Annotated in this window: 24 protein-coding genes; 16 read left to right on the top strand and 8 right to left on the bottom strand. The window is 39.7% G+C overall.

Annotation, left to right across the window (positions count from 1 at the left end):
• Nucleotides 1-17: 17 nt before the first annotated feature.
• From tenA to ACZ5OK_RS09185, 7 genes are all read left to right on the top strand, one after another.
• Nucleotides 18-704, top strand: a complete 687-nt coding sequence (gene tenA / locus ACZ5OK_RS09215; RefSeq protein ID WP_343836179.1) for a thiaminase II — start codon at nt 18-20, stop codon at nt 702-704.
• 41 nt (nt 705-745) lie between these two features.
• The gene (gene tenI / locus ACZ5OK_RS09210) at nt 746-1,369 is read left to right on the top strand and encodes a thiazole tautomerase TenI (protein WP_343836177.1); all 624 of its coding nucleotides are present in this window, start codon (nt 746-748) and stop codon (nt 1,367-1,369) included.
• Nucleotides 1,363-2,487: a glycine oxidase ThiO gene (gene thiO, locus ACZ5OK_RS09205; RefSeq protein ID WP_343836175.1), complete on the top strand. Its 1,125-nt coding sequence runs from the start codon at nt 1,363-1,365 to the stop codon at nt 2,485-2,487. Before tenI ends, thiO begins: the two co-directional genes overlap by 7 nt.
• A gap of 13 nt (nt 2,488-2,500) precedes the next feature.
• Nucleotides 2,501-2,701 (top strand): sulfur carrier protein ThiS, encoded by a 201-nt coding sequence (gene thiS, locus ACZ5OK_RS09200; protein ID WP_343836172.1) that lies wholly within the window; start codon nt 2,501-2,503, stop codon nt 2,699-2,701.
• Nucleotide 2,702: 1 nt separating this feature from the next.
• Nucleotides 2,703-3,470, top strand: coding sequence for a thiazole synthase (locus ACZ5OK_RS09195; protein WP_343836169.1), 768 nt, complete (start codon nt 2,703-2,705; stop codon nt 3,468-3,470).
• Nucleotides 3,467-4,489, top strand: coding sequence for a thiazole biosynthesis adenylyltransferase ThiF (locus ACZ5OK_RS09190; RefSeq protein WP_343836167.1), 1,023 nt, complete (start codon nt 3,467-3,469; stop codon nt 4,487-4,489). The genes ACZ5OK_RS09195 and ACZ5OK_RS09190 overlap by 4 nt, the downstream gene beginning before the upstream one ends.
• Before the next feature lie 267 nt (nt 4,490-4,756).
• Nucleotides 4,757-5,311, top strand: a complete 555-nt coding sequence (locus ACZ5OK_RS09185; RefSeq protein WP_343836165.1) for a hypothetical protein — start codon at nt 4,757-4,759, stop codon at nt 5,309-5,311.
• 58 nt (nt 5,312-5,369) lie between these two features.
• On the opposite strand, the gene ACZ5OK_RS09180 is transcribed toward ACZ5OK_RS09185, so the two are convergent.
• Complete coding sequence (locus tag ACZ5OK_RS09180; RefSeq protein ID WP_343836163.1) at nt 5,370-5,624, bottom strand: DNA alkylation repair protein; 255 nt, start codon at nt 5,622-5,624, stop codon at nt 5,370-5,372.
• 151 nt (nt 5,625-5,775) lie between these two features.
• Here ACZ5OK_RS09180 and selD point away from each other — a divergent pair, with 151 nt between their 5' ends.
• From selD to ACZ5OK_RS09160, 4 genes are all read left to right on the top strand, one after another.
• On the top strand, nt 5,776-6,825 hold the full coding sequence (gene selD / locus ACZ5OK_RS09175; protein WP_343836160.1) for a selenide, water dikinase SelD: 1,050 nt from the start codon (nt 5,776-5,778) through the stop codon (nt 6,823-6,825).
• Between the two features lie 314 nt (nt 6,826-7,139).
• The gene (gene htpG / locus ACZ5OK_RS09170) at nt 7,140-9,023 is read left to right on the top strand and encodes a molecular chaperone HtpG (RefSeq protein WP_343836157.1); all 1,884 of its coding nucleotides are present in this window, start codon (nt 7,140-7,142) and stop codon (nt 9,021-9,023) included.
• A gap of 176 nt (nt 9,024-9,199) precedes the next feature.
• The gene (locus ACZ5OK_RS09165; protein ID WP_464758207.1) at nt 9,200-10,429 is read left to right on the top strand and encodes an ISL3 family transposase; all 1,230 of its coding nucleotides are present in this window, start codon (nt 9,200-9,202) and stop codon (nt 10,427-10,429) included.
• 125 nt (nt 10,430-10,554) lie between these two features.
• Nucleotides 10,555-11,202 (top strand): NUDIX hydrolase, encoded by a 648-nt coding sequence (locus tag ACZ5OK_RS09160; protein ID WP_343841483.1) that lies wholly within the window; start codon nt 10,555-10,557, stop codon nt 11,200-11,202.
• Nucleotides 11,203-11,205: 3 nt separating this feature from the next.
• On the opposite strand, the gene ACZ5OK_RS09155 is transcribed toward ACZ5OK_RS09160, so the two are convergent.
• The 3 genes from ACZ5OK_RS09155 to ACZ5OK_RS09145 form a co-directional block, all read right to left on the bottom strand.
• Nucleotides 11,206-12,030, bottom strand: coding sequence for an MBL fold metallo-hydrolase (locus tag ACZ5OK_RS09155; protein WP_343841479.1), 825 nt, complete (start codon nt 12,028-12,030; stop codon nt 11,206-11,208).
• Between the two features lie 120 nt (nt 12,031-12,150).
• Complete coding sequence (thpD, locus tag ACZ5OK_RS09150; RefSeq protein ID WP_343841478.1) at nt 12,151-13,077, bottom strand: ectoine hydroxylase; 927 nt, start codon at nt 13,075-13,077, stop codon at nt 12,151-12,153.
• Between the two features lie 229 nt (nt 13,078-13,306).
• Nucleotides 13,307-14,275 (bottom strand): S8 family peptidase, encoded by a 969-nt coding sequence (locus tag ACZ5OK_RS09145; protein ID WP_343841476.1) that lies wholly within the window; start codon nt 14,273-14,275, stop codon nt 13,307-13,309.
• 177 nt (nt 14,276-14,452) lie between these two features.
• Here ACZ5OK_RS09145 and ACZ5OK_RS09140 point away from each other — a divergent pair, with 177 nt between their 5' ends.
• The 3 genes from ACZ5OK_RS09140 (at nt 14,453) to ACZ5OK_RS09130 (ending at nt 16,900) form a co-directional block, all read left to right on the top strand.
• Entirely contained in the window at nt 14,453-15,013 is a 561-nt protein-coding gene (locus ACZ5OK_RS09140) for a DEAD/DEAH box helicase family protein (protein WP_343841473.1), read from the top strand.
• A gap of 35 nt (nt 15,014-15,048) precedes the next feature.
• Nucleotides 15,049-15,939 (top strand): aminoglycoside phosphotransferase family protein, encoded by an 891-nt coding sequence (locus ACZ5OK_RS09135; protein ID WP_343841470.1) that lies wholly within the window; start codon nt 15,049-15,051, stop codon nt 15,937-15,939.
• 184 nt (nt 15,940-16,123) lie between these two features.
• Nucleotides 16,124-16,900 (top strand): formate/nitrite transporter family protein, encoded by a 777-nt coding sequence (locus tag ACZ5OK_RS09130; protein ID WP_343841467.1) that lies wholly within the window; start codon nt 16,124-16,126, stop codon nt 16,898-16,900.
• Nucleotides 16,901-16,957: 57 nt separating this feature from the next.
• On the opposite strand, the gene ACZ5OK_RS09125 is transcribed toward ACZ5OK_RS09130, so the two are convergent.
• Genes ACZ5OK_RS09125 through fdhF form a run of 4 tightly spaced genes read right to left on the bottom strand, consistent with a single transcriptional unit; the run spans nt 16,958 to nt 20,801 of the window.
• Nucleotides 16,958-17,089: a hypothetical protein gene (locus ACZ5OK_RS09125; protein ID WP_255453292.1), complete on the bottom strand. Its 132-nt coding sequence runs from the start codon at nt 17,087-17,089 to the stop codon at nt 16,958-16,960.
• Between the two features lie 15 nt (nt 17,090-17,104).
• A complete protein-coding gene (locus tag ACZ5OK_RS09120; protein WP_343841461.1) occupies nt 17,105-17,326 on the bottom strand; it encodes a heavy-metal-associated domain-containing protein in 222 nt (73 codons plus the stop codon).
• An 18-nt stretch (nt 17,327-17,344) separates the two neighbouring features.
• On the bottom strand, nt 17,345-17,836 hold the full coding sequence (locus ACZ5OK_RS09115; protein ID WP_343841458.1) for a helical membrane plugin domain-containing protein: 492 nt from the start codon (nt 17,834-17,836) through the stop codon (nt 17,345-17,347).
• Entirely contained in the window at nt 17,811-20,801 is a 2,991-nt protein-coding gene (gene fdhF, locus ACZ5OK_RS09110) for a formate dehydrogenase subunit alpha (protein ID WP_343841456.1), read from the bottom strand. The genes ACZ5OK_RS09115 and fdhF overlap by 26 nt, the downstream gene beginning before the upstream one ends.
• 421 nt (nt 20,802-21,222) lie before the next feature.
• Here fdhF and ACZ5OK_RS09105 point away from each other — a divergent pair, with 421 nt between their 5' ends.
• Together ACZ5OK_RS09105 and kdgD are read left to right on the top strand one after the other, a co-directional pair.
• On the top strand, nt 21,223-21,930 hold the full coding sequence (locus tag ACZ5OK_RS09105; protein ID WP_464758735.1) for a FadR/GntR family transcriptional regulator: 708 nt from the start codon (nt 21,223-21,225) through the stop codon (nt 21,928-21,930).
• Between the two features lie 23 nt (nt 21,931-21,953).
• Nucleotides 21,954-22,880: a 5-dehydro-4-deoxyglucarate dehydratase gene (gene kdgD, locus ACZ5OK_RS09100; protein WP_343841450.1), complete on the top strand. Its 927-nt coding sequence runs from the start codon at nt 21,954-21,956 to the stop codon at nt 22,878-22,880.
• The last annotated feature ends 32 nt before the right edge of the window (nt 22,881-22,912 follow it).

The following is a 22,912-nucleotide window of genomic DNA, read 5'->3' as shown; positions in this document are numbered from 1 at the left end:
GAGAGGAGAGTTTTTGTATGAAGTTTTCCGAGGAGTTAAGACAGGAAGCAGATCGTTATTGGGAGGCAAGCTTTGAACATGCATTCGTAAAAGGAATTGGGGATGGAAGTCTGCCTCTGGAAAGGTTTCGTTATTATGTCATGCAGGATTCGTATTATCTATCGCACTTTGCCAAGGTTCAATCACTGGGAGCCGCGAAGGCCGCTGATTTATTTACCACGAATCGTATGGCCAATCATGCCAGTGGAACTTATGAAGCTGAGATGGAATTGCATCGTACATTCAGTGAATTATTAAATATTACAGAAGAGGACCAGAAGCAATTTATTCCTTCCCCAACCGCTTACGCCTATACATCCCATCTTTATCGAGCTGCCTATAGTGGGCACCTGGGCGATGTGATTGCTGTCATTCTTCCATGCTACTGGCTTTACTATGAAGTGGGAGAAAAGCTAAAAGATCATACCCCTGACGAGCCAGTTTATCAGAAATGGATTGAGGCGTATGGCGGTGAATGGTTTAAGGGATTAGTGGATGAACAAATTGATCGTCTGAATACCATTGCTGACCAATGCACAAAGGAAGAACGTGAACGAATGAAACAGCATTTTGTGATCAGCAGTGCTTATGAATATTCGTTTTGGGAAATGGCTTACAATCAGGAGCAATGGCCACTACAGGCAAGTGTGTCTTCTAATCTATAAGGAAAATCATAAAATATGGTAACCAGGATGGGGATAGAGTGATGGGTACACGAAATGAAATACATGCGATTTCAACTGGAAAACAGTCTATTGAAAAACTTACAGCCATCGCAGCAACGATTCATCCATTTGTAGATGCGATACATATTCGTGAAAAGTCCAGGTCAGCAATTGAAATCTATCATATTGTGGAGAAATTAGCAGATAAAGAGGTTCCTTTATCTAAAATCATCATCAACGACCGTGCGGATGTGGCCTCAGCGTGCAAAGTAAATGGTGTGCACCTTGCCCATCACTCACTTCCGATTCGACCTGTAAAAAAACAGTTTCCCGGCTTAAGGGCGGGATATTCCTGTCATTCACCGGACGAAGCATTAACAGCGGAACAGGAGGGAGCCGATTACCTTTTCTATGGTCATGTGTTTCCGACAAAATCAAAGCCGGGCCTGCCACCTAAAGGACTGGACCAGCTAAGGGAGGTCTGCAGACTTGTTCAAATTCCGGTTATAGCCATAGGGGGAGTGAATGTGGAAAATCTCCAGGATATTAAACTGGCAGGTGCCAGAGGTATTGCCGTTATGTCGGGGTTTTTTGAGGCTGCAGATCCATATCAGGCAGCTAAACAGATGTTTCAAGTAATGAATAGAACAGGGGGGATATGGTGAAGAAATATGATGCCATTGTGATTGGTGGAGGAGTGATGGGAGGATCCACAGCTTTTCAACTGTCGAAAAAGGGGTACAGGACTTTAGTTTTGGAAAAAGATCAATTGGGAGGGAAAGCCTCCTCAGCAGCAGCCGGAATGATTGGAGCTCAAGTTGAACTTGACTCTGATAGTCCCATGTTTCAATTGGCACGGGAAAGTCGTAAACAATTTCCTGAATTGGCTGAGGAAATTAAAGATTTAGCCGGAATTGATATCGGTTTTCGGAAAAATGGGATGCTGAAAATGGCTTTTACAAATGAAGAGAGAGAAAAATTTCTGAAAATCATTGAAACTCAACAGCAATTAGGTGAACAGGTTGATTGGCTTACACCTGAAGAAGTCATAAATAAGGAACCGCTGCTATCAAGTAGTTTGAAAGGAGCCATGTACATTGAAGGAGATGGACAGGTATCTGCTCCTGATTTCACGATGGGATTGCTTAAATCCGCTGCTGCTTTAGGGACAGATTTAAAAGAATATTGTGAAGTTAAGGGCTTCCTGAGAGAAGGAAATCGGGTTATAGGAGTTTCAACCAATGAAGGAAACTTTTACAGTCATTCGGTAGTTGTTACAGCCGGGGCCTGGACGACACAGCTCATCCAGGAGTCAGGATTGGATTTAAAAGGCTATCCAGTTAAAGGCGAAAGCTTTTCTGTTATTACGCATAAACCACTGCTTACACATACGATTTTCAGTTCTTCCTGTTATATCGTTCCGAAAACAGGTGGCCGGCTGATCATTGGTGCTACTGTAAAACCACATTCATTCAGCAGGTCGGTATCTGTAGAAGGGATTGCTCAATTAATGGAAGAAGCAAAATTCATTTTACCTTCCATTAAAGAAACAGAATGGAAGAAAGCATGGGCAGGTACACGCCCTCAATCATTGGATGGACTCCCATATTTAGGAGAGCATCCTGAGTGGTCACATTTATTCATTGCCAATGGACATTTCCGAAATGGCATTTTACTTTCTCCTATTACAGGAATGATTATCACAGATTTAATTGAGAGAAAGAAAACGATTACGGATGTGGAGCCATTTCGAATTGACAGATTATTTCAGCAGGTTAAGTAAGGAGGGCTTAACTATGCAATTACTTATCAATGGTGATTATATGGAAATTCCGTCTGAGATTGATTCAGTTTCAAGCCTGTTAAGTTATCTTAAGCTTGATGACAAGGTAGTTGTTGTAGAACTGAACGGAAAAATTCTGGAAAAAGAAAATCAGAGTCAGTCCTTGTCTGATGGGGATAAACTGGAACTCGTACACTTTGTCGGAGGTGGTTAATATGCTAAAAATTGGTCCTTATGAATTTTCATCGAGATTGCTATTAGGAACGGGTAAATATCCCGATTTTGAAACCCAAAAAGAAGCCGTAAATGTGTCGGAAACAGAGATCCTTACATTTTCAGTCAGAAGAATGAATATCTTTAAGCCTGATCAGCCGAACTTTCTGGAAAAAATTGATGTGGAAAAGTACAGTCTTCTGCCAAATACAGCGGGGGCAAAAACAGCAGACGAGGCTGTACGTACTGCGAAATTGGCCAAAGCAAGCGGATTGTGTGATATGATTAAGGTAGAAGTGATTGGGGATGAAAAGACTCTGTTACCGGACCCCGTTGAAACATTAAAAGCATCTGAAGAGCTCCTGAATGAAGGATTTATCGTCCTGCCTTACACCTCGGATGATGTCATGTTAGCCAGCCGGTTGGAAGAACTGGGCTGTCATGCCATTATGCCTGGAGCATCTCCAATAGGTTCTGGCCAGGGAATTATCAATCCTTTGAATTTAAGCTTTATCATTGAAAAAGCAAATGTGCCTGTCATTGTCGATGCAGGGATTGGAAGTCCTAAAGATGCAGCTATGGCTATGGAGTTAGGTGCTGATGGGGTTCTGCTAAATACAGCCGTTTCAGGAGCTGAACATCCTGTGAAAATGGCCAGGGCGATGAAGCTTGCAATAGAAGCGGGCCGTTTGGGATATGAAGCAGGACGAATCCCCAGGAAACGTTATGCAACAGCAAGCAGTCCAACAGAAGGGATGAGTATTGGGTGACAGAAAGATATTCACGACATGAAATATTTGCACCAATCGGAAAAGACGGTCAAGAAAAAATACGACAAAAGCATGTTCTTGTCATTGGTGCTGGAGCCCTTGGTACCGCCAGCGCCGAAGCATTAGTACGTGCAGGTGTAGGAAAACTGACCATTGTTGACCGGGATTATGTGGAATGGAGTAATTTACAGAGGCAGCAGCTTTATGACGAGAGTGATGCTGAAGATCGATTGCCTAAAGCTGTTGCAGCTAAAAGACGATTGAGTAAAATTAATTCGGATGTTGATATAGAAGCGCATATCATGGATGCTTCTCCAGAAGAATTAGAGCAGTTAGTCGAACAGGATATCCATCTGATTATGGATGCCACGGATAATTTTGATATACGACTGATGATTAATGATATTTCTCAAAAAGCACAAATTCCGTGGATATACGGAGCCTGCGTGGGGAGCTATGGGATTACTTATACCATATTGCCAGGAGAAACCCCTTGTCTCCACTGTTTGCTTGAAAATGTCCCCATGGGTGGGATGACATGTGACACTGTAGGGATTATAAGCTCGGCTGTGCATATGGTTGTTTCCTATCAGGTTACGGAAGCTTTAAAAATACTGGTGGAAGATTATGAGTCATTAAGGAAGAAGCTGGTCTCCTTTGACCTATGGCATAATCAGCATACAGCAATCAAGGTAGATAAATTAAAAAAGGATGATTGTCTCTCCTGTGGTAAAAAGCAAACCTATCCGAACCTTTCCTATGAAAATCAGACAAAAACGGCTGTTTTGTGCGGACGGGATACTGTTCAAATTCGACCTTCCAGTCCGGGTGATCGCAACCTGGATGATTTATCAAATATCCTGGGGGAACAGGGGGAAATCCAAACCCAGAATCCTTTTCTATTATCCGTTTTGATTGATCAGCACCGAATGGTTATTTTTAAGGATGGGCGAGTGTTAATTCATGGTACGAAGGATATAAACGAAGCAAAAAGTGTATATCATCGGTATTTAGGGTGATTAGTCGAATTCAATCAAACGTTTGTTTGAATTTTGTCGAATATATAAGGATGTTTGTAAGGAACTAGCCTGGATTCGTGCAGGTCAGTTCCTTATTTATCGCCGTAACCCCCTCACTGATAGAAGTTTCACTTTATATTTATACACCGTAGTAAGTAAATATATTATTTCGAATTTTGCACCTAGTAAAACATTTCACCAAGTTGTTTACTTTTACAATTTTAAATCGTAAACTTCTAAATGGAATATAAAAAGGGGGAGAACTATATGAAAAAACTATTTATGCTACTTATTTTTGTACTAGTCTTATCTGTTGCGACAGCATGCGGCAGTAATGGGGAGGATTCATCAACAGAAGATACAAATGCCTCCGGGGAAACAAAAGCTGCTGAAGACTCTGAGTCAACAGAGAATGCAGATGACACTGGAGCACTACTGAAAAATCATGTTGGGATTGCCAACACAATCCGTGCTGAGTATACAGCGGTAAATGACTATATTTCAGCCCTGGACAGTGAAGACATAGATGCTGAGACACTAAAAGAAGACGCAATTACAGCAGCTGATGAAGCCATCAGTAAATTAGACTCCTACGAGCTGGTTGAAGCTGATCAACTTACAGATCAAACAGTTGATACATTTAAGTCAGCAGTAAAAGATGTAAAAGCCGCTTTTGAAGCCTATAAATCTGCCATTGAGTCCGGAAATAATGATTTTAAGGAAGCAGAGGATAAAATTGCTGTTTATACCGAAAAATTAGCGCCAGTCTTTGAAGCAGCAGGACTAAGCAGTAGTGCTGATCTGGCAACGGAACTTCAATAGTTAGCATAAAAAAACAAGCCTGAAACGGGCTTGTTTTTTTATGCAATTAAGAAAAGGCCTATGAATTTTTTTGATCATATTCCGCATGTTTAATAAACGTTTGTTCATCTTCAATCAAACCGCACACACCACATTGTACCTTATAGTCCGGGCCATTATAAGAGACATGCATAACCCCTGTATTTTCATTGCTGAACTCCTCAAGAACATCACCAGTTTGCGGGTCCAGCTTCATCGGAGTTGCAACCTGTTCAATAAGATTGAAACGGGACTTATTCGTTTTGCAATTGGGACATAAATACGGACCTGGCATGTTTACCACCTCCATGGTATAGAATTCCCAAAGGTTTCATTTTAATGTGTTACAATTAGTAAGTACCGTTTTGGATGCACCTGATTTACTAAAGAAGGTGTGCTTTTGTATAATAAAAGTTGACTACCTTCATAAGAATGGAGGGATATAGATGTCAGATGAAGAAATTTTTAAACTAACTTCAATGACAACTAAAGGTGGCTGAGGATGTAAAATTGGTCCAGAAGACCTGTCGCAGGTTCTGCGGCATTTACCTGAAAACGAGCCCAATCCGAATTTACTGGTAGGATTAGATACAGCTGATGACGCAGGGGTATATAAAATAAATGATGATACAGCCCTTGTTCAGACTCTTGATTACTTTACACCTATTGTGGATGATCCATATATGTTTGGACAGATCGCTGCAGCAAATGCTCTTAGTGATGTATATGCTATGGGCGGAAAACCAATTACGGCCATGAATATTGTAGGTTTTCCGGTTAATACATTAGATAAAAGTATTTTAGCTGATATTTTGGCCGGTTCTTCAGATAAAGTCAGAGAAGCTGGCGCAGCACTGGTCGGAGGACATTCGATCGATGATCAGGAGCCGAAGTTCGGCCTTTCCGTAACTGGTACTGTCCATCCGGATAAAATACGTACTAACGTAGGAGCAAAGCCGGGTGATCAAATTATCCTGACAAAGCCAATTGGTGTAGGAATCTTAACCACAGCAATCAAAAGAGATCTGCTTGGTACAGATGATGTTGATCAAGTGATGAATGTAATGGCTACTTTAAACAAAGAAGCGGCAGAAATTATGGAGGACTATGAGGTGCATGCCTGTACAGATGTAACCGGCTTCGGTTTATTAGGACATACCAGCGAAATGGCTGAAGGTAGTCAGACAGGAATAACCTTAAAGATGGATCAAATTCCTGTTTTACCTAAAACCCGTGAGTTAGCTAAACAGGATGTCGTGCCAGGTGGCTCTAAGAAAAATCACAAATGGTTAAGTGATCGAGTGGAATATGATTCTTCCATTAGTGAAATTGATCAGATTATACTTTGTGATGCCATAACTTCTGGAGGACTGTTAATAGCTGTTCCGGAAAAGGATGCAAAAGAAATACAGTCCAAGCTTGAGAAAAAGGATGTTCAATCAGCAATTATCGGGGAAGTAACCGAATCTAATCCAGGAAAAATCCAAGTGATTTAACTTAAACAGGCTCAATAGAATTGTTAGTGAAAAAGCATACCAAGTCGCTAAGCGTTTTGGTGTGCTTTTTCCTTTTAATATAGAGTCGTTGAAGAACAATACCATTTATAAACACAGGTTAAATGGTTTTTACAGCCATTTATTAATTTATCTATCATTATCTCATCAATAATGAAATGCTTTCAGATTAAGGGATGATTGACAGCCATTTCTATTTATGATATTTAATTATTGTTAGCATTTTAAGTCAGTGAGTGCTAAAGGAATAATAAACAAATTAATAAGATTGATGATAGAAGAAGGGAGAGATAATCATGGAAAAACGAGAATTTCAGGCTGAATCCAAGCGCCTGCTGGAAATGATGATTAACTCGATTTACTCTAAAAAGGAAGTCTTTTTACGTGAGTTAATTTCAAACGCCAGCGATGCGATTGATAAAATCTATTACAGAGCCCTTTCGGATGATTCCTTGACCTTTGAGAAAGATCAATACTACATCAAAGTGGAAGCTGATAAGGACCAGCGTACATTGACGATTAGAGACACGGGAATCGGAATGACCAAAGAAGAACTGGAAAATAATTTGGGAACCATTGCTGAAAGTGGCACCCTTAACTTTAAGAATGAAACTGAGATTGAAGATGGCCATGATATCATCGGTCAGTTTGGTGTAGGATTCTATGCTGCGTTTATGGTTGCAGACGTTGTAACTGTGTATACCAAGTCTCTCGAGAGTGACAAAGCCTGGAAATGGCAATCTGAAGGGACAGAAGGTTACACGATTGAAGAATATACGAAAGAAGGTCCTGGAACTGTCATCGTGCTAAACATTAAGGAAAATACAGAAGATGAAACGTACGATGAGTTTCTCGAACAACATCGTCTTCAGGACATTATAAAAAAATACTCTGATTTCATCCGTTATCCAATTAAAATGGATATAACTGAAGAGCGCCCTAAAGAAGACAATGAGGAAGAGCTGGAGAAGGTTACAGAAGAACAAGTGGTTAATAGTATGGTCCCTATTTGGAAAAAGAACAAAAACGAATTAGCCAAAGAAGACTATGAGAATTTTTATAATGAAAAACGGTATGGTTTCGACAAACCACTTAAACATATGCACATTCAGGTAGACGGAACCATTCGTTTTGACTCTATTCTCTATATCCCAGAAAGTATACCGTTTGATTATTATACACAGGACTATGAAAAAGGACTTGAGCTTTATTCAAATGGTGTCCTCATTATGCATAAATGTGCTGATTTATTGCCGGATTACTTCAGTTTTGTGAAAGGCCTGGTTGACTCTGAAGATCTGTCACTGAATATCTCCCGTGAAATGCTGCAGCAGGATCGCCAGGTCAGACTCATCCAGAAAAATCTAAACAAAAAGATTAAAAATGAATTGAAGAAAATGCTGAAGAATGACCGGGAAAACTATGAAAAATTCTTTGAAACCTTTGGCAGACAGCTTAAATTCGGTGTTTATAATAATTTTGGACAAGACAAAGAAACACTACAGGACTTGCTGTTGTTCTACTCTTCAAAGGAGAAAAAGCCAGTCAGTCTGGATGAGTATATTTCCAGAATGCCGGAAGACCAGAAGTACATTTATTATGCAACAGGAGATTCCATTGACCGCATTGAAAAACTGCCGCAAACGGAGCTTGTGCTTGACAAAGGATATGAAATTTTATATTTCACCGAAGAAGTAGATGAATTCGCGATTAAAATGATAAACATGTATAACGACAAAGAATTCAGATCTGTCTCCAGTGGTGATTTAGGCATAGAAGATGAAGAATCTAAAGAGGAAACCGAAAATGAGGAGAAGGAAAATAAGGAACTCTTTGACAAAATGAAGGAAGTTCTATCTGGAAAAGTAAAAGATGTGAAAGTTTCGAAGCGATTGAAATCACATCCTGTATGTCTGACCGCGGATGGAGAAATTTCCATTGAAATGGAAAAAGTCATCAGTCAAATGCCGGATAATCAGAACATTAAAGCGGACAAAATTCTCGAGATTAACGCCAACCATGACGTGTTCCGCTCCTTACAAACAGCATTTGCTAACAATGATGAAGAAACATTACACCTTTACACCAATCTCTTATACAACCAGGCATTACTCATCGAAGGGTTACCTATTCAGGACCCTGTTGAGTTCACCAATGATATTTGCAAGGTAATGGCTTAAAATTAGAAACAAAAAGACTCTCCAGAATGATCAAGATGGAGAGTCTTTTTTAGTGAAAAGGCTCTAAAATATATGTTGGGGTACAGAAAAAATTCAGACAAATAAAAACACGCAATCTCCTAATTTTGTTAGACTTTGTTTAGACCAATAAACAAACAACCACAAAAAGGAGATGCGTGCAATTGAATTCTAACATTTCTTTACCAGGATTAGAAGGGTTTATCATTACCAAATCATTCGAGAAAGATGGATATTACCAACTTCATGTGGAACTGGAGCGTGTACCCCACTTATGTCCTTCTTGTAAAGAGGTAACGGATCGAGTTCATGATTATCGTATACAAAAGATTAAACATAATCAAATCTTTGGTAGACGAACAGCCTTATTTTACCGGAAACGTCGGTATGCTTGTGAAAATGAAAACTGCGGTAAACGATTTTATGAAGATAATTCGATTGTGGAGCGTTATCAAAGGCAGTCCCTAGAGTTTAACCAGGCGATAGGTATTGAGTTAATCAATGGTAAGAACTTTAAGGATGTAGCGGAACGCTTCGACACCTCTCCTACAACGGTTATGCGCCGTTTTGATCAGGTTAGTGCTTCGATGTTAAGCGAAACAAAGAAGTTACCTGAGGTTATTGCGATAGATGAATATAAGGGGGATGCAGGTGGCGAAAAGTATCAAACGATTATTGCCGATCCGGTTGAAAGAAAACCATTAGAGATCTTGAAAGACCGCAAAAAAGAGACGCTAATGGCTTATTTACGGGAACATGGAGATAACGTAGAGGTTGTGGTCATGGACATGAGTCATTCCTTCAAAGCAGCTGTTGATCAAGCCCTGGGACGACCGGTTGTAGTAGCTGATCGATTTCACTTTTGCCGGTATATCTATTGGGCTCTAGAAAGAGTGCGAAGGAAGGTACAAAATGAGTTTGATGATTACGATCGTAAGAAGTGCAAACGAATGCGCCACGTGTTTTATAAGCATTATGAAAACTTAACGGACAAGCAGTTATGGTATTTAAATTACTACAGGGAAAAATCAAGTGAGTTAAACAGAGCTTATCAACTAAAGGAAGCTTATCGCTTATGGTTTGAAACAGCGAAGCAATTGGCCCCGCATGGGTTAAAAGATATTAAAGAGCACTTATACCAATTTTATGATCTGGTCAGGACTTCAGGGATGAAGGAATTTGAAAAAGCGATTGAAACCTTTCATAACTGGCAGAAAGAGATTATGAACAGTTTTGCGTATAATCTACATAATGGCTTCGTAGAAGGCATTAATAATCAAACCAAAGTCATTAAACGAAATGCATTTGGTTTTAGACGGTTTAGTCGCTTTAGATTAAAGGTGTTATTACATCATCAGTACAAAAATATAAAAGTTCGGGTCGCATAAATTAGGAGTGAGCGAAGTGCTCACCCCAACATTTGACTTGGAACCAGTGAAAAGGGATAAGAGTTTTTGTGTTGAATATGTATATAAAAGCATATTTTTAATGCCGGATAAAGGAGAGAAACCAATTGAGTTCAAATCCAAGACCTGCTTCAACGGTCATTCTTATGAATAAGGGAAAGGTTTATCTTACAAAACGACCGGAAACGATGAAGTTTCTTGGTGGGTACTACGTCTTTCCGGGAGGAGCGGTTGAGAGAGAAGATGAACCAAAAGAACATGAATCTTTTCCAGAATTTCAGCACCATTCCTTTTCGTCCGCTCATTATATCGCAGCCGCCAGGGAGCTGTTTGAAGAAGTTGGTGTATTGTTAGCCAAATCGGAGAACAATGACTTGACTTTTAAGCAACATTCCAAAGACGATTATCGAAAATTATTGGTGAACAATCGTATTTCCCTTTTGGAGATGTTGAAAAAGGAAAATTTTAAATATGACAGTTCAGCTCTACGCTATTTTGGGCGCCGTATAACCCCACCAACGAGCCCAATCCGTTTCGATACCCGTTTTTTTATCGCAGACTTACCTAATCATCAAACACCTTCTCCGGATTGGAAGGAAATTGATCATGCATTCTGGACGACACCTGAAGAGGCCCTTGAAGATTTTGAAAAAGGGAATTTAAAGCTTGTTCCACCTACGATTACATCCTTGCGAACCCTTAAGCATTACAACAATGGCGGACCGCTCAAAATGCCGGACAACGTAATAGAATAATGATTATATGGAAGTTGTGTAGCTGTTATTTTGTTGCTTCACCTGACCTTCTTTAATTAATTTGTTTAAATGAGCCTCAATCGTACGCTTAGCAACATCAAATACACTTGGATGAATCTGATCTTTATAAATATACTGTGTTAACTCACTTGCAGACAATTGCTCATATTCATTAAGCAAGTCTTTAATTTGCTGTTCACGTTTTAATCTACGGGCAATAATAAATTCCAGCTTTTCTTTTGGATTTACAACCCATTCTCCATGCCCCGGACCGATTTTATCAATATCTAACTTTTTTAAACGGTGTAAGGTATTTAAATAGTCACTCATATCTCCATCCGGTGGGCCAATCCAGGTTGTTCCTTCAGATACAACATTGTCTCCGGCTAATAACATTTTTTCTGATGGAATGTATAAATTTAATTGGCCGGCAGTATGACCGGGGCCATGAATAACTTCCATTTTTGTTTGGTTAATCGTTAAAATATCACCGTCATTTAACGTTTTAATGTCTTTAACAGGGGAGATTGAATCGGCGATAGGGTCATATTCTGCCTGATGACAATAAACGGTTGGAGATAAATCCCTTAGCTGACGTACACCAGGGGCATGGTCCGGATGCGAATGGGTTAATAAAATCGACTCAGGAGGCTGAACTTCATGTTTTTCAACAGCCTGCTCAATTTTATCTTTCGTTTCTTCTGTATCATACCCGGCATCTATCAGTAATGATTCGTGTTCACTCCCGATTAGATAACAGTTTGTTTCGGTGTTTGGCCATAATGTTGGCGTAGCAACTGGTATACGTATAATTTTTACATTCTTCATTGTTCATTCCTCCTTACTCATCTATTGTAACGTATTCATCATTCCACAGCGTTAATCCTCTAAAATATCACCATAAAATCGAAAAGGGAAAAGGCAAGAACCTTTTCCCTAAACTTTCCACTAAGATTGTATGAGTTTCTTTGTTAAATCAAACGGTTTCGGCTGAATTGGCTTAATATTTTCCCGGTTGGCCAAAAATTCAGGTCTTGGTGTCAGGTCCGAGAATGGCTTCTCCAATTTATTCTGGATACTGTTAAAGACGAAGAACACATTGCTGCGCGGGAATGGTGAAATATTACCGCTCGACCCGTGCATAATGTTACTCTCAAAGAATAATACAGAGCCAGCCGGACCTGTTGCACGATCAATTCTTCCACCGCTTTGGTCGACCAGCCATTTCAGACTCTCATTATCCGGTGTTCCAAATTCCTGTTTCTTTAAGGACTGCTCAAAGTGGCTGTCCGGTGTTCCGCTCGCACATTGCACATAATAATTCTGTGAACCAGGAATGAGCATAAGCGGCCCATTATATTCATAGTTATCGGTTAAAATAATAGAACAGCTTACGGCACGCATACGCGGCATTCCGTCCTCCACATGCCAGGTTTCAAAGTCAGAATGCCAGTAGAACTCTTTTCCTTTAAAACCAGGTTTAAAGTTAATTCTCGACTGGTTGATGTAAACATCGTCTCCAAGCAGTTGACGGGCGATATTGACCAGACGTTCATGTGAAGATAGCTTCTGAAAAAATTCCGTATTCTTGTGTACGTCAAAAATGGAACGAATTTCATCACTACCTTGCTCACGGACAACATCAGGTCTCTCAACAGATTTGTGGTCATTCATCGTCTGATCTAATTCTTTGCGCAGAACATCTACTTCATCATCTGTGAACATCTTTTCCAGGAATATGTAGCCGTTTTGTTTGTAAAAATCCAGTTCTGTGTTGTTTAGAGGTCCATCTGATTGAGATCCATAAAGCACCGGATCCTTCCTTTCCATAATAGAAGGCTCTGGGTTTACTCTGGATGGATAGAAGTCTTTCATACGATCACTCCTCCTCTAAATCAAGTATTAATCCCTTTACACTGCCCATTGTATGGATAAAGCAGCCGGCGTTCAAGTTTGCTAACAGAGGATGTAATCGTTCTACGGTCGATGTGACCAAATGTAAATAGTCAGCGATTTATTATCTGAAGATTGCGCTTTTTATCCCTTTTAAGCTGAATATAGCTTTTATTGGATTTGGTGACTGAGTCCTGGTGAAGCAGTTCATTTAATTAGACGAAGGATTTTTAAGCTGAATATTTAACTCCCGATAAACGTCCTGTATATAATCCAGCAGAGGCAAAAAGATAACTCCATTCCCCTCAACTTTTGGTGAAAATCCTAATGGAACTGTACGCTTAATAAGCTGAGCGTATAATTCAGCTTCTGTTAGATTCCGTCCAAAGTTTTCATTTTCAATGCTCTTAATAAGCGCCAGGGAACCTGTGATATGGGGAGCAGCCATAGAAGTTCCATTTAGCGTTGCGTATTTCCCATCAAGATAGGTAGATGTAATTTGTTCTCCTGGAGCGACCAGATCAACTTGTTTATTGGAATTTGAAAAATCAGAGGAGTTTCTTTCCAAATCTATTGCACCTACACTGATTACTTCATTATAGGATCCAGGGTAGGCTAATTCCTTGGTTTCATGGTCGCCATCCCCCTCATTTCCTGCCGCACAAACGACAGGAATGTTATGCTCATGCACGGCCGTTTTAATGGCTTCATGGAGCTCCGGAACATCCTCAGGTCCCCCTAAAGACATGGATATCATATCAACCTCTTGTTCGACAGCATATTGAATCCCTTGAATGATCCAATCATACTGTCCGGAACCATTTTCATCTAAAACTTTTACAATCAGTAATTGTGCTTCAGGAGCAACACCCGCAATTCCATCTCCATCCTCTGTTGCCGCTATTGTACCTGCTACATGTGTCCCGTGACCATTATAATCCGTATAAATCTCAGTATTTCCATTGTCGTCATTTGTAAAGTTGCGCCCACCTGTAATGTTATTTCTTAAATCCTTATGGTCCGCGCACCCTGTATCTAAAACGGCAATGGTCTGATTTCTCCCCCTTGACTTTTCCCAGACTTCCGGGGCTCGTATAAAACGTACACCCTCAGGCACTTGATTGGTATTATCCATTTGCTCAATCACCTGATAATCAATTAAACGAACTTGTTCCAGCACTCAAAAAACCTCCTTATATTGGGATGATGTGTACAGTTCTTTGTCGTTATTGTCATGATACTAAATAACCGTATCTTGAAATAGAACCAAACGTTGTGTTTTAATAAAGGAATATTGTCCCATTTTTCAGAAGGTTAGGGCAGATGTAAATAAATAAAGAGGGGAAGGAGAACGACGATGAAATTTGTTTTAATTTTCGGACCACAAGCGGTCGGGAAGATGACAGTAGGCCATGCCTTAACGAAAGTATCAGATTTAAAGCTGTTTCATAACCATATGACGATTGACTTAGTGCTGAATTTCTTTGAATTTGGGAGTAAGTCGTTTAACCATCTGAATGATATGTTTCGCTATGAAATCTTTCGTGAAGTCGCCAGGAGTGACCTGGAAGGGCTTATCTTCACATATGTGTGGGCCTTTAATGAACAGGAGGACTGGCAATTTGTTGATGAGATTTGTTCCATTTTTGAATCGAATGGAGGAGAGGTTTATTTTGTGGAGCTTGAAGCGGACAAGGACGAAAGAGTTTTACGTAACAAAACTCCTTATCGTTTAGAGCAAAAGCCAACAAAAAGAGATGTTCAATTTTCAGAGAATGAACTGATAAAATCCATGGATCAATATCGACTAAATTCCAAACCGGGAGAAATTACCCGGAAAAATTATATGCGAATAAATAATACTAATAAAAGTCCAGAGGAGGTTGCCCGCATCATAAAGAACCAATTTGAATTATAGAGGGGAGGAATTCAGTGCAGCTGCCAACTGATTTTGTGAATAATGTAAAATTTCATTTTAAAGAAGAAGGGAGGAAATGGTTAAACCAATTACCTGAGTTAATCGCCTATAGTAAGCAGAGATGGGGCTTACAAATGAAAGAACCTCTATCCCTTTCGATAAATTATGTAGCACCAGCTATTCGTGAACATGGGGAACAAATTATGGTGAAGATATGTATTCCTGGAGAAGAATTTTTAAATGAATTAAGAGCATTGAAACGATATGACACCATGAATATGGTTGAGCTTCTTGATTATGATAGAGAACGAGGGATCCTGTTATTAACAAAAGTCGAACCTGGGCACCCCTTATCTAATATGTCAAATGATGAAAAAAGAACACAAATAGCTGCAAAAGTGCATGAGACTTTGACGTATCCTGTACATAATACAACATCTTTTCCTACAACAGAAACAATGGAAAATCATCTTCGGAATATAACTATCAAAAACCCAAATGGTCTAGGTCCTTATTCGGTAACAATACTAAATAATGCTCTCTCCATGTACTCTCATTTGAACACTACAAGTGAACAGAGATGGCTCCTGCATGGAGATTTCCACCATGATAATATTCTTGCTACAGGAGTGGAAGGTGAGTGGACGACCATTGATCCTAAAGGTTTGATTGGGGAAAGAGAGTATGACTTTGTACAATTTTTACTAAATCAACTTCCTAAGAAAAATAGATCAACCACAATTAATAGACGTATTCAAATTTTAGTCGAAGAAGGAAATTTGAATAAAGATCGCTTGATAGAATGGGGATTTTGCCATTCGGTACTTGCCACGTGTTGGACGGTTGATCATGAGAACAACTATAATGAAGACTTTTATCAGGGGAGTAAAGTTTTTCAGCATTGGTGTCAGGATATGAATGAATAGGGGACAAGTTATGATTAAAAAGTTATCCTTTTTATGTTCTTTTTTTGCGGTCATTAATATAATTCATTAAAAATTAAAAGGGACAGGCAACTTATGGTTCCTAGGATTGTGAATAAAGTAATTGTTGTTAGTGGAAAAATATCACCAGGATATTGAACAAAAATATAGGATTAGGTGGTTATAAATGTCTTTTCATCCTCCCAAGAAAACGGCACAACTAGCCAGAGACCATGGTGAAAAGAAAGCACATTTACCATTATCAACAATGCTTGCATTAGGGTTTTTAGCAGGTGCTTTCATTGCTTTTGGATTTTTATTGGATATAAGGATAACAGGAAATCTCCCTGAGGAAATCTGGGGATCCATGGCTGCATTTATTGGTGGAGCAGTCTTCCCGGTAGGACTGGTTTTTGTCTTAATCGCCGGCGGAGAACTGTTAACAGGAAATATGATGGCCGTTGCAACTGCGAGATTTTCCGGCAAGATTAAGACCAGTCATGTGTTAAACAATTGGTTGATCATAACGATTAGTAATTTTATCGGATCCATTTTTGTAGCATACTTTTTTGGTCATATTTTAGGTTTAACGGAAACCGGGCCGTTTTTGGATAAAACCGTTGATATTGCAGGTGCTAAAATTGAAGATAATTTTTTTGAAGCCTTTGTATCCGGTGTTGGTGCAAACTGGCTGGTCTGCTTAGCTGTATGGCTCAATTATGCAGCTGAAGATGTTGCAGGGAAGATCCTGGGTATCTGGTTTCCGATTATGGCCTTTGTAGCGATTGGTTTTCAGCACGTGGTCGCAAATATGTTTGTGATTCCTGCCGCCATATTCGCCGGGTATTATACTTGGTTTGATTATCTGATGAATTTTCTGGCTGTGTTCCTGGGAAATGCAGTAGGAGGAGCGATATTCGTAGGAGCATTTTACTGGTTTGCTTATTTGCGTAATGATGTGTAAAACAAATACTTTTAAACAAAAGGCTTTAGCCAATGATTGATGGCTAAAGCCTTTATTTTATTCCTCATGTTCATGAGTGGGGTGAATTAAATGGTCTGAGCAATCAGGGCAGACATCAAGAATTTCATATGGAAACTCCTCATGGTTCACATCATCCACACGACCGCATACCTCACAAATACGGGGCACTATGCACACCTCCTGTTAAATTTCTTCTTCATTCGTATTTGCTTCATAGCCCATATCGATCACAGCCTGTTGAAAGTCCTGTAATGAACCTGCATCTTCGTCATAGGAAATAATCGCTTCATTCGTCTGGGTGTTAATTTTTACATTGCGTACACCCCAGACATCATGCAGAGCCTCACTGATTTTTCGCTCATCCTCTTTTTTCAGATTTGGAATGGATAGCTTATGTTGTATCATTGAATAACACCACCTGTATTAGTGTGTTTTCTGTTGATTCAGGCCATTTCCCATACCTTCAAGAAAGTTGACCATCGTATTCATGGATGTGCGGACGTTGGGGTCTCTTACAGATTTCATAAGACCCCAGAGTCCAACTTCTTCTTGGGTTTTAGCACTCTCAGCTGCTTTTTCCAGGCCAGTATTCAAGCCACTGAACATGGCCTTCAGTTGATCGGATTCCATCTCAGCAAGTAATCCAATGGTATTCATCCCGTTTTTAATGATGTTATGCATGCCTGGCTGATTAATCTGCTCAATGGCAATTTGACCAACCTTTTCCCGTGTACGAAGCAGACCTTTCAGCATATCAAGAACTCCTGTTGCGTGAAGTTCCTGAAGAATAATTAATGTATCCTGAATGACCTCCCGATTATCGGCAATCTGATTAATGATTGCCGATAAATCCTCTGAACGTTCTTCCTGCTTACTTTTCCTCTTTTGCTCAATTTGCGTGATTGCTTTTGCCATGATAAGATCCCTCTCTTTTCAACGTTTCGGGTACAGGCGTGAAGTCCTTTCTGTTCCACTTTTTCTCTACCTCTACACCGATGTGGGGCTGTGGATTGCCAAAACGGTGGTTATGCGCAGGGAGAGGAGGCTCTCCGGCTTTTTCCAGTAATTCCATTTTCACCTGTGTCTCTTTATAGTTTGGTGTATGGGTGTCCTTATCATAATAGCTGCTGGTCAATTTATTCACGGCTTTTTCATTTTCCGTTGTGTTCATTGGCAAATACAATTCGTTGCCGGTCACGCGATTGGTTACTAAGACTCGTACCTTTACTTTTCCATAAGGGGAGGTGAGACGTACCAGTGAGCCTGACTGTAAATTACGTTCTTTAGCAAGCTCGTGTGAAACCTCCAGCCATGGGTTAGATACTTTATGATTGATTCCCTCTGATTTATTGGTCATGTTTCCTTCATGGAACTGTTCCAGAAGACGACCATTGTTTAAGTGAAGATCAAATTCTTCTCCCATCTGCAGAGGAGGAGTCCAGTCAACAGGGAATAAGCGCGCTTTTCCGTCCAGGAACTTAAAACGCTCTTCATAAAGTAACGGTGTACTTTCCCCATTTGGTTTTACCGGCCACACTTGACTGTCCCAGCCCTCCATACGATCATAGCTCACGCCGGCAAAGACCGGGGCCAACTTTGCTACTTCATCCATAATGTCTGATGGATGACTATAATCCCAGTTGGCGCCCATTTTGTTAGCAAACTCCTGGAAAATCTGCCAATCAGGCTTACAGTCATCAAGCGGGTCCATGACCTGATAAAAACGCTGAATTCTTCTTTCCGTATTTGTAAAAGTTCCTTCTTTCTCCAAACTTGGAGCAGCAGGGAGGACAACGTCTGCATACTGGGCAGTTTTAGAGAAGAAAATGTCCTGAACGACAAAGAAATCGAGTTTTTCAAAAGCTTCTTCAACATAATTGATATTTGAATCAACGAGGCCCATTTCTTCTCCAAAAAGATACATTCCTTTGACGTTTCCATCCATGATTGCTTCTACGATTTGATGATTGTTTAAACCAGGGTATTTTGGAAGTTCAGTCCCCCATGCCTGTTCGTAGCGGGAACGTACCTCATCCTTTTCCACCGGCTCATAACCAGGGAGGAAGTTTGGCATTGTACCAAAATCACTGGCTCCTTGTACGTTGTTATGGCCACGGAGAGGATAGGCTCCTGCACCAGGCTTCCCAAAGTTCCCTGTAACTAATAACAGGTTAGCAATAGCTGTGCTTGTATCTGTACCACCCATGTGCTGCGTAACGCCCATAGCCCATAAAATACATGTACCTTCTGCGTCCCGAATCATTTCAGCTGTTTGAATAAGTGTTTCCTTTGATAAACCGGCATGCTTTTCTGCGTATTCAAGTGTGAACTTTTCCAGGGATTGCTTAAATTCTTCCACATTATTTACGCGATTTTCTAAAAATTCTTTGGCTTCCCAGCCCTGATCCAAAATGTACTTGGTTACAGCTGAAATCCATACAAGATCAGAACCAGGTTCAGGGTGAATATGCAAATCAGCACGATCAGCTAATTCATTTTTTCTCAAATCAGATACGATTAACTTTTGACCGTGAAGTTTGTGTGCTCTTTTAACTCTTGTAGCCAGCACTGGATGGGACTCGGTTGGATTTGCTCCGACAACAATAACTAAATCAGATGTTGCAATGTCTTCCATCGTACCAGAGTCACCACCGATACCAACTGTCCGCATGAGTCCTGCAGACGCAGGGGTTTGACAATATCTTGAGCAGTTATCAATATTGTTTGTACCAAATACAGACCGGGCCAGCTTTTGGAACAGATAATTTTCTTCATTTGTACACTTGGAGGAAGCAATAAAACCGAGAGAATCAGAGCCTTCCTTATCCTTTAGCTCAGTAAATTTATCAGCCATAAGGGTTAATGCTTCTTCCCAGGTTGCTTCGTAAAATTTATCCCCTTTACGGATAAGTGGTTTTGTCAGACGTTCTTCACTATTTACAAAATCCCAGCCAAATTTTCCTTTTACACAAGTGGAAATTCCATTTACAGGAGCATCGCTGGTAGGCTGGACTTTCAGGATTTCCCGATCTTTTGTCCAAACCTCAAAGCTGCAGCCAACCCCGCAATACGTACAAACCGTTTTCGTTTTGTTAATCCTGTCTTCACGCATCGTTGCTTCAACATTTGATATGGTGAAAATCTCCTGATAGCCAGGCTCTACTTCTTTAGTTAAATCAATCATAGGCTCTAAAATATTTTTAGGAGTTCCTGTCATATAACCGGCTTCTCCAAGCATGGATTTCTCCATTAGTGCGTTACAAGGACAGACGGAAACACAATGACCACAGGAAACGCAGGATGATTCATTAATCGGAACATCATCATCCCAAATGACTCGTGGCTGTTCGCGTTCCCAATCAATGCTTAGCACTTCACTGACCTGAAGATCCTGACAGGCCTCCACACACAAACCGCATAAAATACACTGGTCCGGTTCATACCGGTAAAAAGGGTGGGAGTTGTCAGGCGGATATGGTTTTGGAGTAAATTCATATTTCTGATGGTCGAGCTGTAAATACTCAGCTGTGTTATGTACCTCACAATTTCCATTATTGTTGTCACAAACGGTGCAATACAGCTCGTGATTCTTCAAAATACGTGACATTCCTTCTAATTGAGCCTCTTTAGCCGTTTCGGACACTGAATTGACAACCATATTTGGCTGTGCATCCGTAGAACAGGCACGTTTTAAGTCACCATTTACATCCACATAGCAGGTATCACAAGTCTGAATAGCCCCAATCCCGAGATCCGGCTGGGAGGAGCAGATACCCGGAATATAAATATTATTTTCCAATGCTGCTTCCAAAATTGATTGACCTTCAATAGCTTCGAATTCCTGGTCATTAATTTTCATAGTAAAGCGATTGTCTTCCATAGAAGGATACACCACCTCTAAACATTACTTCATATTCATTATTTACCAATTTGACAATTTGTATTACCTGAATTAGAAATGTCTTTCACAGACAATGGAATCGAATAAAATTCCCATAAAAAGATTGCTTTCAAATAATTTTGCGAGCTTTTTTTAGTTTATAGACAACAATTTACTATGATTGATGGTCATGTCGCGGTGAACTTTACTACTTGTGCTTGTTGAGAGTAACAAAAAATACTATATCAGCTATTATGCCTTTTAATATTATACAAACCTAAACTCTTAAAATTTTTATTTGTCTTACAATCAAATCCTCTTAAAATTTTAAATTGACAGAATATTTTATTTGTCTTACAATTTATACAAATAAATAAACATATTCTACCGGTAAATATGTTTTTAAGTTGAAAGGTGAGAGATGATGGAAGAACAATCAGGCTTGCTTAAGATGAAATCCGTTAAGCGTAAAACTTTATCTGAACAAGTAATTGATCAAATTATTGAGTTACTTATGACTGGTCAGTTAAAGCCAGGAGATAAGCTTCCTTCCGAAATGGAATTAATGGAAATGTTATATGTAAGTAGACCTGTTCTTAGAGAAGCAATGAGTTCTCTGGAAACAGTAGGAGTTGTACACAGAAAGACAAAAGAAGGAACGTTTTTCTCAGATCGAATTGGCAGCAATCCATTTAGGATTATGCTGGCGCTATCTGCCGGGGATATTGAATCCATTATGGAAACAAGGCTGTCCCAGGAATTAGGATTAGTTACACTTGCCGCAGAAAAGATATCAGATGAAAGTTTAGAAAAATTAGCAGAGACGATTAAGGTAATGGAAGAAAAAGAAGAAAATTACAACAATGCAGATAAAGAGTTCCATAGGATTATCGCACATAGCGCAAGTAACTCTATAACAGAAGGCATTATTGACCCGCTATTAAATATGTTTGATGAAACATTGGGAAGTGTCTCTCTAAACCATAGGAATAAAGAGCTTACTGTTCAACAGCACAAGGATATATACAATGCACTGGCAAAAAGAGATCCTATTGAAACATATATCTGCATGTATAGACACCTTGATAATGTTAGGCAGAGAATGTTTAAGAGTATTCATAATAAATAGGCCATGAAAGGGGCGAAGTGGGTATGACAAATGAAAGACAAACACCTAAAGGAATTTTAGGGTTTCCTATTACACCCTATAATGAAAGGGGAAATATCTGTGAAAAAAGCTTATCTAAAAATATTGAGTTTTTATTGGATGAAGGTTTGGAAGCTATCTTTATAGCGTGTGGTTCAGGTGAATTTAATGCAATTAGTACCAAAGAATATGAATCGATGGTTGAACTTGCGACTTCCGAAGTAAACGGGAGAGTCCCAGTCTATACAGGCGTTGGTGGGAATTTGTCTACGGCTCTGGATCAGGCAAAAGTTTCGGAAAAACATGGTGTAGATGGATATTTAGTTCTGCCACCATATCTAATAAATAGTGAGCAGGATGGACTTTATGAGTATTATAAAACCATTGTTGGAAGTACAGAACTTAATGCAATCGTCTACCAACGTGCAAATGCAGTCCTTCAACTAGAAACCTTAGAAAAACTGGTCGAATTCCCACAAGTGGTAGGTTTAAAAGATGGAATTGGGAATATGGAATTAAATGTTGAGTTAACTCAAACAATAGGAAGACGCTTACGCTGGCTGAATGGAATGCCAATGGCAGAAGTTACAATGCCTGCTTATGTGCAGTTAGGATTTGATTCATATTCATCAGCCATTTCAAACTATATACCGCATATCTCAAGGCTATTTTATGAATCTTTACTTAACAACGATATGCATACCGTCCAAGATATCTATCAAGATGTCATTCTACCAATATCACAAATTAGAAAACAAAGAAGCGGTTATGCCATTTCTTTAATTAAGGCAGGTATGGAGATTGTAGGTTTGCCAGTTGAAAATACTGTAAGGCCACCAGTCACTCCTGTTGAAAAAGAGCATTACGAACAACTTGAGAAAATTTTAAAGACAGCATTTGACAAATATCCAGCAAAAATAGCTACCAATTAAGCTATATTTATAAAATTACTAAATGGAGGTGT

Source organism: Salinibacillus aidingensis, from assembly GCF_055393355.1.
Note: the sequence above shows the minus strand (reverse complement) of the source record. Positions and strands in the feature narration are given on the sequence as shown.